Here is a 12,629-nt window from a genome sequence, read left to right as displayed (position 1 = left end):
AGCCGGCTACATCAATCTTTGCCCGTCCGAGCCGAAATAGAGCGGCGCTATGTAGCGGATCGTCACCTTATCCCCTTTGGCTAAAGGTGTGTCCGGATCGGTGAGCGTCACCAGCTTCTTCGGCCCAACCGTCACATGCAGGTGGTTCTGGTCGCCCAAATGCTCGACCCAGTCGACGACCCCGTCGGCATGGCCGTTCATCGCCTTCTCGATCGCGAGATGCTCGGTGCGCGCGCCGATCGTCGTCGTTCCGGCCGGCGCGTCGCCGTCGGGCAGCAGCCCGGCCGGCAAGAGGTTGATCGCCGGCTGGCCAAGGCGCGCCGCCACATGAAGATTAGCCGGCTCAGAATAGATCGCGCGCGGCGTGCCGATCTGCACCAACATGCCATCGGCGAGGATGCCGATGCGGTCGGCCATGGTCATCGCCTCGATCTGGTCGTGCGTGACATAGAGCATCGTGGCGCCGAGCTCGGACTGGATGCGCTTGAGCTCGAGCCTGAGATTGGCGCGCAGCTTGGCGTCGAGCGAGGACAGCGGCTCGTCCATCAGGTAGATCGCGGGCTTCCTCACCAGGGCGCGGCCGATGGCGACGCGCTGCATCTCGCCGCCCGACAGTTTTGTCGAGCGGTTGTCGAGCTTGTGGTCGATGCGCACCATGCGCGCGACTTCCTCGACGCGCCGCCGCACAGCCTCTTCGGGAAACCGCCGCGCCGGCGAGCGCAGCGGGAAGGCGAGATTGTCGAACACCGAAAGATGCGGATAGAGCGAATATTGCTGGAAGACGAAGGCGGTGTCGCGTTCTGCTGGCGACAGCGCCGTCGCGTCATGGCCGCCGATGTGGATCGTGCCGCTGTCCGGCCGTTCCAGTCCGGCGATCAGCCTGAGCGTCGTCGTCTTGCCGGCGCCGGTCGGCCCGAGCAGCACGACGAATTCGCCGTCCTTGATAACGAGGTCGAGATCGCTGATCGCAACGGTGTCGCCAAAACTCTTGGTCACGCCCTGGATACGGACATCAGCCATGGCGCGCCTCCGCTGCCTGATCATGCATGGCGGTCCTGACCGCGCGGCCGGAACCCTTCTCGAACAGCGACAGCCGACCGCTGCTTAGCGTCAGCCCGACCTGTTCGCCGGGGCTGAGATGGATGCCCGCCGGCACCCGCGCCTTGATGATGCCGTCGGCCGTCTCCACGGCGACGATCTGCGTGGTGCCCAGATATTCCGTGCCGTAGATCGCGCCGCGCAGCTTCGAGCCATCGTCGAAGCGGATGTGCTCGGGCCGGATGCCGAGCGCCATGTCGGCGGGTGCCACATCCTCGCGTACCTCCGGCACCGCCACCTTGGCGCCCTGCACGACGATCTCCTTCGCGCCCCTGGCGAGCCCGCCGCCGAATTTCAGGAAATTCATCGGCGGCGAGCCGATGAAATCGGCGACGAACATGGTTGCCGGCCGGTCGTAGATTTCGCGCGGCGTGCCGAACTGTTCGATGACGCCGTGATTCATCACCGCTATTTTGTCGGCCATCGACATCGCTTCCATCTGGTCATGCGTGACATAGACCGTGGTCGCATGGATGCGGTTGTGCAGCTCGCGCAGTTCATGCACCATCAGATCGCGGAACTCGGTATCGAGCGCGCCGAGCGGCTCGTCCATGAGAAAACATTTCGGCCGCCGCACGATGGCGCGGCCGAGCGCGACGCGCTGCCGGTCGCCGCCAGCAAGGCCGGAGACGGACTTGTCGAGCAGATGGTCGATGCGCAGCAGCTTCGCCGTCTCTTCGACGCGGCTGCGGATTTCGGCCGAGGGCATGCCCTGCGCCAGCAGCGGGAAGCCGATATTTTTGCGCACATTCATGTGCGGGTAGAGCGCGAAGAGCTGGAAGACGAAGGCGATGTCGCGCTCGCGCGCCCGGCGCATGGTGACGTCCTCGCCGCCGAGCAGGATCTTGCCGCCGGTCGGCAGCTCGAGACCGGCGATCATGCGCAGCGTCGTCGTCTTGCCGCAGCCGGACGGGCCGAGCATGACGAAGAACTCGCCGTCCTCGACGACGAAATTGGAATCCTGCACGGCGACGAATGCGCCGAAGGCCTTCCTCAGATTCTGAACACGGATCTCGGCCATCGTTATTCCGGGAATTTCGAGACGATGATGAACATCACCGTGCCGGTGAGCATGGTGATGAAGGAATAGGTATAGAGCGACAGCGCGAAGGGCTGGAACAGCATCAGGAAGCCGATCGCGATGATCGCGGTCGCGATGTTTTCCATCAGGCCGCGCCTTGCCCAGCGCGGCCAAGAGGAGCGCTTGGAGGCAACAGAGCGGTTCATGCGTTCCTCCCTTCCTTCCCGTTCAAGGGGAGAGATGGTTGCCAGGTGGTTCCCCCACTCCGTCGCTGCTTCGCAGCGCCACCTCTCCCCCCTCCGGAGGGAGAGGAAGGGAGCCTGGCTGAATGAAGTTCGCGCCCTTCCTCTCCCCCGTCGACCGGGGGAGAGGTGTCGAGCGAAGCTCGACGGAGTGGGGGTCGACTTGTTCCCACACTAGTCATTTGCGCACCGCGCCGAAGGTGATGCCGCGCAGGAGTTGCTTGCGGAGCAGGATGGTGAAGACGAGGATCGGCACCAGGAAGATGGTCGTGCCCGCCGCCACTGCCGGCCAGTCCTGGCCGCCTTCGCCGATGATGGTCGGGATGAAGGGCGGCGCGGTCTGCGCGGTGCCGGAAGTGAGCAGCGCTGCGAACGCATATTCGTTCCAGGCAAAGATCAGACAGAAGATGGCGGTCGCGGCAATGCCGGTCGTGGCCTGCGGCAGCACGGTGCGCCAGAAGGCCTGCAGCCTGGTGTAGCCGTCGATCATCGCGGCCTCCTCATACTCGCGCGGGATCTCGTCGATGAAGCCCTTCAAGAGCCACACAGCCAGCGAGACGTTGACCGCGGTGTAGAGCAGGATCATGCCGAGCGCGGTGTCGGACAGGCCGAGCTCGCGATACATCAGGTAGATCGGGATCGCCACCGCGATCGGCGGCATGAAGCGCGTCGACAGGATGAAGAACAGAAGGTCGTCGGCCAAAGGCACCTTGAAGCGCGAAAAGCCATAGGCCGAGAGCGTGCCGAGGAACACCGCGCAGAAGGTCGAGCCGAAGGCGATGATCAGCGAGTTGACGAAGCGCGGCAGGAAGTTCGACGGGCCGGCAATCACCATGTTGCGCTTGCGCACGGTCTCCTCGCAGAAGCCGGTCGCCGGTCCGAGCGAATTGATATATTCCGGCGTCTGCCTTGTGCGTGTGGTGAAGAGGTTGCAATAGCCCTCGATGCTCGGCTGGAAGACGATCTTGGGCGGATAGGCGATCGAATCCGGCGGCGTCTTGAAGCTGGTGGCGAAGATCCAGAGCAGCGGCACGATCGAGATCAGCGCATAGGCGATGATGATCGTGCCGGCGATCAGCTTCGCGTTGGACGAGGGCGCGACGACGGAATGGGCGGTGGTCAGGCTCATCTCTGCTTCACCTTGTTGAGCGCCTTGACGTAGATGTTGGCCAGCCCGAACACCGCGACGAACAGGATGATGGCGAAGGCCGACGAATAGCCGGTGCGCCAGCTCTCGAAAGCCTGCCGCTTCAGCGTGATCGAGGCGACCTCAGTGGTCGAGCCGGGTCCGCCGCCGGTGAGCAGGTTGACCATGTCGAACATCCTGAAATTCTCGATGCCGCGGAACAGCACCGCCAGCATGATGAAGGGCAGCGCCATCGGCAGCGTGATCGACCAGAATTGCCGCCAGTTGGAGGCGCGGTCGACCTCCGCCGCTTCATAGATGTATTCGGGAATGGAGCGCAGACCGGCGAGGCAGATCAGCATGACGTAAGGCGTCCACATCCAGGTGTCGACGATGATGATCGCCCAAGGCGCCAGCTCGACATTGGACAGCATCTGCACATTCGTCGGCGGAATGCCGGTGACGAAGGAGACGACGTAGGAAAACAGGCCGATCTGCGGCTCGTACAGGAAGCGCCAGAAATTGCCGACCACCGCCGGCGACAGCATCATCGGCACCAAGATGATGGTGGTCCAGAAGGCGTGGCCGCGGAATTTTCGGTCAATCAGCCAGGCCAGCGTGAAGCCGATCACCGTCTGTAGAAGGATCGTCCAGAACACGAAATGCGCCGTCGTCTGCATTGCGATCCAGATGTCCTGATCGCCGAGGATACGCCGGTAATTGGCGAGCCCCAGATTCTTCACCACCTCGTTCGGCCGGTTGGCGCGGAAATTGGTGAAGGAGAGATAGATCGCCCAGAACAGCGGGAAGATGTTGATGGCCAACAGCAAAAGGATCGTCGGCGAGATGAACAGCCAGGCGAGGCCCTTGTCGCTGATGCCCCGGATCTTCTTGGCCAACGGTTCCGGTGTTGCCCGGGCAACGTTGTCCGCAGTCCGATCGAGCATGGTAAGTCCTGCTTCGGTCACGGGTAAGTCTCGCCTGTGGAATTTATCTGAACTGCGTCCCGTGCCAAGGGCGGCACGGGACGCTGCGGTTGGGCTCGGGAGGAGCCTTACATCTTGCCCCGACTACATCTTGCCGTCGTCCTGGAAGACCTGCGTCCAGTCCTTGACGAGGCCGTCTAGCGCATCCTTGGCCGAGCCCTGGCCGGCGACGACATAGTCGTGGAAGCGCTTCTGCGACGCCTGCAGCAGCGGCGCGTAACTGGGTTCCGCCCAGAAGTCCTTCACGATCGCCATGGAGTCGAGGAAGGCCTGCGCATAAGGCTGGCTGGACGGGAATTTCGGATCCTTGACCACCGAGTTCAGGCAGGAATAGCCGCCGAGTGACCACCATTTGGCCTGCACGTCCTTGTTGGCGAACCACTTGATGTATTTCAGCGCCGATTCCTGCTTGTCGGAATAGGAAACCACCGAAATGCCCTGGCCGCCGAGCTGCGCGAACTGGTCGCCGTCGGGACCCTTCGGGTTGACGAAGTAGCCGATCTTGTCGCCGCCGACATTCTCGTCCTTCTGCAGGCCGGGCCAGGTGAAGGCGAAGTTCATATGCATCGCCACCTGTCCGGATTTGAAGGCGTCGACGCCCTCACCCATGTAGCTGTTGGAGGCGCCGGGCGGAGTGCAGCAGTCGTAGAGCGCCTTGTAGAACTCCAGCCCCTTCACCGATTTCTCGGAGTTGACGAAGCCTTCCATCTCATAGGGCTTCTTCGGGTTCTCATACTGGAAGCCGTAGCTGTAGAGCACGTCCATGGCGCCCATGGTAATGCCTTCCGAGCCGCGCTCAGTATAGATCGAGGCGCCGTAGACGGTCTTGCCGTCGATCTGCCGCTTCTGGAAGAATTCGGCGATCTGCTTCAGCTGGTCGAAGGTGGTCGGCGGGGCGAGGTCCCAGCCATACTTCTCCTTGAATTCCTTCTGCAATTCGGGCCGCGAGAACCAATCCTTGCGATAGGTCCAGCCGACGACGTCGCCCATGGCCGGCAGCGCCCAGTAGTTGGGCGTGTTCTTCGGCCATTCGGAATAGCCGACCACGGTCGCCGGCACGAAGTCGTCCATGCTGATCTTCTCCTTGTCGAAGAAGTCGTTCAGCTTGACGTAATGGCCGTTCTCGGCGGCGCCGCCGATCCACTGGCTGTCGCCGATGATCAGGTCGCAGAGCTTGCCATGCGAGTTGAGCTCGTTGAGGAAGCGGTCGGCATAATTGGTCCACGGCACGAACTCGAATTTCATGCCGATGCCGGTTTCCTTGGTGAAGTCCTTCGACAGTTCCACGAGCGCGTTGGCCGGATCCCAGGCCGCCCAGCACAGCGTCAGGTCTTCCGCATGCGCGACGTTCGAGACGGCTGTCGACGCAAGGATCGCCGAGGCCAGTCCCAACACCAGTTTCAAGGTCGATTTCATGCCTTACCTCCCATTTGCGAAACGCGTCCGGATGACGGTTTCAAGACCCCTCAACCCTCGCTCCTCCGAGGGCCCAAACATGGCGGGCGATGCGCCGCCGATGTTTAGTAATTTGTTTAGTGATGCTCTTTTTACTAAACAACGCAAGCGAATTCGTTGCTGCGCCGCAGCATGGCGAAACGCGTCATTGAAATCGTTGGGAAATGCCGCCGGACCTGTGTCCTGCTGACATCAGCTGGCCGCGTTGGCGGGGCCCAGGCTTGTCGTCAGCGGCCGGATCGGCGGCGCCGGCGGTAGCAGCGCTCGTATGTCTGCGAAGGGGAAGGTCGGCTCGAAACGGAAGGCCTCGGCAAGCGCGCCGGAGGCGCCGTTGCACTGTCCGGCGCGAAACTCGTTCTGGAGGCGCGCCCTGTGTAGATAGTGCTCCGGACCTTGCGATTGGTGCGCGAGGATCGCTTTCGCCTTGATATCCCAATGATGCGAGATCTCGACATAATGGGTCGGCGAAAAACCAGTGCCGCCGAGCGTGTCGGCATGCAGCACCGGCACCGCGAAGGACGCGGCGAGTCGCACGCCGTCGGACAAGGCGCGGTGGTCGCCATGATAATCGTAGGGCGCATGGGTGATGGCGAGGTCGGGCTTCACCTCGCCGATCAGCGCTTTCAGCGCCGCAATGAACGCGGCATCGGCGACGAGCTCCCCGTCGGGAAAGTCGAGGAAGCGCGGCTCGACGCCGAGCAGGCCCGCCGCCGTGGTCGCTTCCTTGCGCCGCAAGCGGGCAAGCGCCTTGGGGTCGCCCATGCCGCCTCTGGCACCATCGGTGGCTATGGCGAAAGTCAGTTCTGCGCCTAGCGCGGCATAGGCGGCCAGCGTACCGAACATGAATATCTCGATATCGTCGGGATGTGCCCCCAGCGCCAGTATCTTCACGTCTTTCTCCCGGAATTGGAATCGTGCCGAACGGAATCCTGCTCGCCCTTCTCGCTTACGCAAACTATTCGTTCAGCGACGCCGTCATCAAGGGTCTGGGTGGGCAGTTCACCGTCTTCGAGATCGGCTTTTTCGTGACCTTGTTTGCCAGCTGTTTCCTCTTCTTCACCCGGCCGAAGGAGGAGCGCTGGCGCGATTTCTGGCGCACCAGGCGGCCCTGGGCCGTACAGGCACGCGCTTGGGCCGGCATCGCGTCGGGCGTGCTCAGCGTCTATGCCTTCACCACCATTCCGCTGGCGGAGGTTTACGCGCTGCTCTTCCTGGCACCGTTGCTCGTCACCGTGCTTTCGACCGTCATCCTGAAGGAGGATGTCGGTCCCTGGCGGTGGCTTGCCGTGATAGCCGGCTTCGCCGGTGTCATGCTGGTGGTGCGGCCGGGCTTCCGCGAATTGCATCTTGGCCATCTCGCCGCCTTCGCCAATGCCTTCGTCGCGGCAACCATCGTCATCCTGATGCGGTCGCTTGCCCAGCAGGAAAAGCGTACGACCATGTTGGGTTCGCTGATCGGCTATGGCTTGCTCTTCAACGGGGTCGGCGCGGTCGCGACGTCATTTACGCTTCCCAATCTGTGGCAACTGGGCTGGCTGGTCCTGGGCGGCCTGTTCACCGCCGGCGGCCAATTGCTGCATCTCCTGGCGGCCAAATACGCGCCGGCCAATCGCATCGCCCCGACGCATTATTCGCAGATCGTCTGGGCGGTCATCCTCGGCGCGATGTTCTTCAGGGAATATCCCGATGCGATGACGCTGGTCGGCCTTGCAGACGTCGGCGCCTCAGGCCTCCTCACCATGGTGCGCGAGGAAGTGCGGCTTGGCACCGTGCGCTGGAACCCGTTTACGCGTGCCCGGCTTTGACCGGCATGGGCCCGACACGTTGCACGGCGACCGCGACCGCTGATATGCGGGCAAAATGACGACGAAACCCTTGCCGGAGCTTCCGGTCACGGCCGTGCTGCCGGCACTCGGAGAAGCGCTCTCGCGGCGCAACAACGCCGTGCTGGTGGCGCCGCCGGGCGCCGGCAAGACGACGCTGGTGCCGCTGGCGCTGCTCGACGCGCCTTGGCTCGGTGAGGGCCGGATCGTGCTGCTCGAGCCGCGGCGGCTCGCCGCCCGCGCCGCTGCCCGCCGCATGGCCGAACTGCTGGGTGAGGAGCCCGGCGGCACGGTGGGCTACGCCATGCGCATGGAGAACCGCACCTCGGCGCGGACAAAGATCCTGGTCGTCACCGAAGGCGTGCTCTCGCGCATGATCCTCGACGATCCGGAACTGCCCGGCGTCTCGGCGGTGATCTTCGACGAATTCCACGAGCGTTCGCTCGACGGCGATTTTGGTCTGGCGCTCGCGCTCGACGTGCAGGGCGCGCTGCGGCCGGACCTGCGTCTGCTGGTCATGTCGGCAACGCTCGACGGCGCGCGCGTGGCGAGGCTTTTGTCGGACGCACCGGTGATCGAGAGCGAGGGCCGCGCCTATCCGGTCGAGATCCGCTACGACGAGCGGCCGGCCGGCACGGCGATCGAAGACGCCATGGCCAAGGCCGTGCGCGCGACTTTGGCCGGCGAGCAGGGCAGCGTGCTCGCCTTCCTGCCCGGACAGCGCGAGATCGAGCGCACCGCCGAGCGGCTCGCGGGCAATGTCGCGGCCGACACCGACATCGTTCCGCTCTTCGGCCAGCTCGACAACAGGGCGCAGGATCAGGCGATCAGGCCGGCGCCGGCCGGCCGCCGCAAGGTGGTGCTGGCCACCTCGATCGCCGAGACCTCGATCACCATCGACGGCGTGCGCGTCGTCATCGATTCCGGCCTGTCGCGGCTGCCGCGCTATGAGCCGGCAAGCGGTCTGACCCGCCTGGAAACCGTGCGTGTCAGCAAGGCTTCGGCCGACCAGCGCGCCGGCCGCGCCGGCCGCACTCAAGCCGGCGTGGCGGTGCGCCTGTGGCGCGCCGAGCAGACCGCGTCGCTTCCCGCCTTCACGCCGCCCGAAATCCTCGACGCCGATCTGTCCGGCCTGCTGCTCGACTGTGCCGCCTTTGGCGTCGCCGATCCGTCGAGCCTTTCGTTCCTCGATCCGCCGCCGGCGCCCGCTCTCAATGAGGCGAGGGTGCTGCTCAAGGCGTTGCACGCCATCGACGATGCCGGCAGGTTGACCGAGGCAGGCGCCGCCATGCGCAAGCTGGCGCTGCCGGTGCGGTTGGCGCATATGGTGGCCGAAGCGGCGAAGAGCGGCCACGCGCTCGAAGCGGCGACGCTTGCCGTGCTGTTGACCGAGCGTGGGCTGGGCGGCGACAGCGCCGATCTGGAGCGGCGTCTGATCCGGTTTCGCAGCGAGAAATCCCCCCGCCCCAATGCCGCCAGGCAGCTCGCCGAGCGTTTGGCGAGGCAGGCCGGTGGCGGCCAGGGCGGCGAGGCGGCCTCTGCAGGCGCCCTTCTGATCCACGCCTGGCCGGATCGCGTGGCACGGGCGCGCGGCGAGCGCGGCCGCTTCGTGCTGGCCAATGGCTCAGGCGCCATGGTCGATGCTGCGGATCCGCTCGCCAATGAAACCTGGCTGGTGGTCGCCGACCTGCAGGGCAAGGCGCAGAACGCCCGCATCACCGCCGCCGCTCCGGTCGGCGAAGCCGATATCCGCACCGTCCTGGCCGATCGCATCGAGATGAAGCGCGAGGCCACCTTCGACCGTGAGCGCCGCGCCGTGCGCGTGCGCGAGACCGCCAGGCTAGGCGCCATCACGCTTTCCGAGCGCATGTTGCCGGCGCCGTCAGGCGCCGATGCAGACCGCGCCATTCTCGGCGCTCTGAAAGAGCACGGCCTGTCGCTGCTCGACTGGGGCAAGGAAGCGGAGGCGCTGCGCCAGCGGCTCGGCTGGCTGCATCGCGGCCTCGGAGCGCCCTGGCCCGACGTTTCGGACGAAGCGCTTGTCGAGGGCCTCGATGATTGGCTCCTGCCGTTTCTCTCCGGCGATGCCTCTTTCGCCGCCATCAAGCCGGCGGCGCTGTCGTCGGCGCTGATGGCGCTGGTCCCGCACGACCTGCAGCGCAAGGTCGACGCGCTGGCGCCGACTCATTTCGACGCGCCGTCCGGCGGCCACGTGCCGATCCGCTATGACGGCGAGTGGCCGGTGCTTTCGATCCGCGTGCAGGAACTGTTCGGCCTCGACCGTCATCCGGCGATCGCAAACGGAACCGTTCCGCTGACGCTGGAATTGCTGTCGCCGGCGCACCGGCCGATCCAGACGACGCGCGATCTTCCCGGTTTCTGGCGTGGCTCCTGGGCGGATGTGCGTGCCGACATGCGCGGCCGCTATCCAAAACATGTCTGGCCGGAAAACCCGCTGCTGGCCGCCGCCACCAGCCGCGCCAAACCGCGCGGAACGTAATGCATGTCGCCCAAAAGTGCGCAGCGGTTTTGGGACAACGACATGCATCAGGCAAAGACGATGCTCTATCGTTTCCGCTCCTGCGGCTGTAATCCTTGGCAATGAGCAATATCCTGCGCGCGCCCGATTCCCAGCAAAGCCAGCGGCTGCGGCTCAACACGCTGATCCGCCTGCGCTGGCTGGCTATCGTCGGGCAAAGCCTGACCGTGCTGGTCGTCGCCTATGGCCTGAAATTCCCGCTTCCGGTGTCGATGTGCTTTGCGCTGATCGCCTGCTCGGCCTGGATGAATCTGTGGCTCACCTTCCGCTATCCGGCGGCGCATCGGCTCACCCCGCTTTCGGCCTTCGTGATCCTCACCTTCGACGGCGTCCAGCTCACCGGCCTGCTCTACATGACGGGCGGCCTGACCAATCCGTTTTGCGTTCTGCTGTCGGTGCCGGTCGTCATCTCCGCCGCTTCGCTGCCGCTGCGGTTCACGGCCATCCTTGGCGCGTTGGTCATACTGGCGGCCACGCTTCTGGTGTTCTTTCACCTGCCGCTGCCCTGGTATGAGGGCTCGCCGCTGCCGATGCCCTTCATCTATGTCGCCGGCATGTGGATGGCTGTGTTTGCCTCGATCGCCTTCACCGCCATCTATGCCTTCCGCGTCGCGGCGGAAGCGCGCCTGCTCGCCAATGCGCTGGCCGCCACCGAACTGGTGCTGCAGCGCGAGCAGCATCTGTCGGCGCTGGACGGGCTGGCGGCTGCTGCCGCGCACGAGCTCGGCACGCCCTTGGCCACTATCACGGTCGTCGCCAAGGAGATGGAAAAGGCGCTCGGCAAGGATCCGAAATATGGCGAGGACGTGAAGCTCTTGCGCTCGCAAAGCGAGCGTTGCCGCGAGATACTGAAGCGGCTGACCAGCCTTTCCTCGGAAGGCGAAGCGCATCTGTCGCGCATGCCGCTCACCTCGCTGGTCGAGGAGGTGACGGCGCCGCATCGCGATTTCGGCATCTCGATCCGGCTACGGCCCGGCGAGCGCGTCGGTCCCGAGCCGGTTGGCCAGCGCAGCCCCGGCGTCATCTACGGCCTCGGCAATCTGGTCGAGAATGCCGTCGATTTCGCCCGCGACGCCGTCACCGTCAGCTGGAGCTGGGACAATGAGAAGGTCATCTTCTCCATCACCGACGACGGGCCGGGATTCCCCGCCGAGATTATCGACCGCATCGGCGAGCCCTATATGTCGACGCGCCAAGGCACGGAAGCGGGCGGCGGCCTGGGCCTCGGGCTGTTCATCGCCAAGACGTTGCTGGAGCGTTCCGGCGCCACCATCGATTTCCGCAATTCGAGCGGGCTCGGCGAAGGTGCGGTGGTGCAGATCTCCTGGCCGCGCGGCCTCTTCCTCAACCAGGAACAGGCCTCGGCCACCATGTTCGACAATGCGTAACCTGGTTGGATAGCGTAACCCTTGCATTTACCGCATGGCAGCTCTGTTGCCGGCTCTAAAAATTGGACATTGCTCTTGCAGGACTGTATCTGCGTAAAAGTGAGGCATGTCGCCCAAAACTGTGCAGCGATTTCAGGAAGTCGACATGCCCGGAAACAAGGATTTGAAGGGCCTTCGCCAGAATGGGTCTCGGCGCGGCGCGCTTTGGATCGGTAGGATGCCGATAAGATGAGCGGAGACGAAACGACTGGCGCAATGGTCGAGGGCGAGGACACCTCGTTGCTCATCGTCGAGGACGACAAGCCGTTCCTCACCCGGCTTGCCCGGGCCATGGAAACAAGGGGCTTCGTGGTCGAGACGGCGGAGAGCGTGGAAGAGGCGGTCGCCAAGGCGCGCGCCCATCCGCCGGCCTATGCGGTTGTCGACATGCGGCTCGGCGACGGCAACGGCCTGGACGTCGTCGCGGCCATCCGGGAGAAGCGCGGCGACGCCCGCGCCATCATTTTGACCGGCTACGGCAACATCGCCACGGCGGTGACCGCCGTGAAGCTTGGCGCCGTCGATTACCTGTCGAAGCCCGCCGATGCCGACGACGTTTTTGCCGCGCTCACCCGCACCTCCGGGGAACGCGCGGCGCCCCCGGAAAATCCGATGTCGGCCGACCGCGTGCGCTGGGAGCACATCCAGCGCGTCTACGAAATGTGCGACCGCAACGTCTCCGAGACGGCGCGCCGCCTCAACATGCACCGCCGCACGCTGCAGCGGATTCTCGCAAAGCGGGCGCCGCGCTGAACCAGCGTCGTCATCCTAGGGCGAAGCAGGAGTGAAGCTCCGTCGCGAAGACCCTGGGATCCATTCCGTAACCCCGGCCGCAGAATGCAGCGGAGCAGAATTCTGCACCGTCGCAACGCTCTGACGTTACGGAATGGCAACTGTGTTCATGCGAATGCG

At 64.6% G+C, this 12,629-nt stretch carries 11 protein-coding genes; 4 read left to right on the top strand and 7 right to left on the bottom strand.

Annotation, left to right across the window (positions count from 1 at the left end):
• Positions 1-6: 6 nt before the first annotated feature.
• The 7 genes from LB528_RS16720 to LB528_RS16690 form a co-directional block, all read right to left on the bottom strand.
• On the bottom strand, positions 7-1,020 hold the full coding sequence (locus LB528_RS16720) for an ABC transporter ATP-binding protein (protein WP_224511566.1): 1,014 nt from the start codon (positions 1,018-1,020) through the stop codon (positions 7-9).
• Positions 1,013-2,119, bottom strand: coding sequence for an ABC transporter ATP-binding protein (locus LB528_RS16715; RefSeq protein ID WP_224715583.1), 1,107 nt, complete (start codon positions 2,117-2,119; stop codon positions 1,013-1,015). Before LB528_RS16715 ends, LB528_RS16720 begins: the two co-directional genes overlap by 8 nt.
• Before the next feature lie 2 nt (positions 2,120-2,121).
• Positions 2,122-2,325 (bottom strand): hypothetical protein, encoded by a 204-nt coding sequence (locus tag LB528_RS16710; protein WP_224715582.1) that lies wholly within the window; start codon positions 2,323-2,325, stop codon positions 2,122-2,124.
• 214 nt (positions 2,326-2,539) lie between these two features.
• Positions 2,540-3,490, bottom strand: coding sequence for a carbohydrate ABC transporter permease (locus LB528_RS16705; protein WP_224715581.1), 951 nt, complete (start codon positions 3,488-3,490; stop codon positions 2,540-2,542).
• Complete coding sequence (locus LB528_RS16700; protein ID WP_224715656.1) at positions 3,487-4,434, bottom strand: carbohydrate ABC transporter permease; 948 nt, start codon at positions 4,432-4,434, stop codon at positions 3,487-3,489. The genes LB528_RS16705 and LB528_RS16700 overlap by 4 nt, the downstream gene beginning before the upstream one ends.
• A 123-nt stretch (positions 4,435-4,557) precedes the next feature.
• Positions 4,558-5,889, bottom strand: a complete 1,332-nt coding sequence (locus tag LB528_RS16695; protein ID WP_224715580.1) for an ABC transporter substrate-binding protein — start codon at positions 5,887-5,889, stop codon at positions 4,558-4,560.
• Between the two features lie 231 nt (positions 5,890-6,120).
• Positions 6,121-6,819, bottom strand: coding sequence for a PIG-L deacetylase family protein (locus LB528_RS16690; RefSeq protein WP_224715579.1), 699 nt, complete (start codon positions 6,817-6,819; stop codon positions 6,121-6,123).
• Positions 6,820-6,842: 23 nt separating this feature from the next.
• Here LB528_RS16690 and LB528_RS16685 point away from each other — a divergent pair, with 23 nt between their 5' ends.
• From LB528_RS16685 to LB528_RS16670, 4 genes are all read left to right on the top strand, one after another.
• Complete coding sequence (locus tag LB528_RS16685) at positions 6,843-7,733, top strand: DMT family transporter (protein ID WP_224715578.1); 891 nt, start codon at positions 6,843-6,845, stop codon at positions 7,731-7,733.
• Between the two features lie 55 nt (positions 7,734-7,788).
• The gene (gene hrpB / locus LB528_RS16680) at positions 7,789-10,251 is read left to right on the top strand and encodes an ATP-dependent helicase HrpB (protein ID WP_224715577.1); all 2,463 of its coding nucleotides are present in this window, start codon (positions 7,789-7,791) and stop codon (positions 10,249-10,251) included.
• A 101-nt stretch (positions 10,252-10,352) separates the two neighbouring features.
• Complete coding sequence (locus LB528_RS16675) at positions 10,353-11,678, top strand: ActS/PrrB/RegB family redox-sensitive histidine kinase (protein WP_224715576.1); 1,326 nt, start codon at positions 10,353-10,355, stop codon at positions 11,676-11,678.
• A 228-nt stretch (positions 11,679-11,906) separates the two neighbouring features.
• A complete protein-coding gene (locus tag LB528_RS16670) occupies positions 11,907-12,470 on the top strand; it encodes an ActR/PrrA/RegA family redox response regulator transcription factor (protein WP_224511557.1) in 564 nt (187 codons plus the stop codon).
• Positions 12,471-12,629: the final 159 nt, after the last annotated feature.

Origin of the sequence: Mesorhizobium sp. CA4 (assembly GCF_020165075.1) — a bacterium.
Lineage (GTDB): Bacteria > Pseudomonadota > Alphaproteobacteria > Rhizobiales > Rhizobiaceae > Mesorhizobium.
Note: the sequence above shows the minus strand (reverse complement) of the source record. Positions and strands in the feature narration are given on the sequence as shown.

Excerpts from the sequence above, each read along its gene's own strand:
- LB528_RS16720 (WP_224511566.1), bottom strand. The coding sequence starts at position 1,020 with ATGGCTGATGTCCGTATCCAGGGCGTGACCAAGAGTTTTGGCGACACC.
- hrpB (WP_224715577.1), top strand. The coding sequence starts at position 7,789 with ATGACGACGAAACCCTTGCCGGAGCTTCCGGTCACGGCCGTGCTGCCG.
- LB528_RS16710 (WP_224715582.1), bottom strand. The coding sequence starts at position 2,325 with ATGAACCGCTCTGTTGCCTCCAAGCGCTCCTCTTGGCCGCGCTGGGCA.
- LB528_RS16670 (WP_224511557.1), top strand. The coding sequence starts at position 11,907 with ATGAGCGGAGACGAAACGACTGGCGCAATGGTCGAGGGCGAGGACACC.
- LB528_RS16695 (WP_224715580.1), bottom strand. The coding sequence starts at position 5,889 with ATGAAATCGACCTTGAAACTGGTGTTGGGACTGGCCTCGGCGATCCTT.
- LB528_RS16705 (WP_224715581.1), bottom strand. The coding sequence starts at position 3,490 with ATGAGCCTGACCACCGCCCATTCCGTCGTCGCGCCCTCGTCCAACGCG.
- LB528_RS16675 (WP_224715576.1), top strand. The coding sequence starts at position 10,353 with ATGAGCAATATCCTGCGCGCGCCCGATTCCCAGCAAAGCCAGCGGCTG.
- LB528_RS16715 (WP_224715583.1), bottom strand. The coding sequence starts at position 2,119 with ATGGCCGAGATCCGTGTTCAGAATCTGAGGAAGGCCTTCGGCGCATTC.
- LB528_RS16700 (WP_224715656.1), bottom strand. The coding sequence starts at position 4,434 with ATGCTCGATCGGACTGCGGACAACGTTGCCCGGGCAACACCGGAACCG.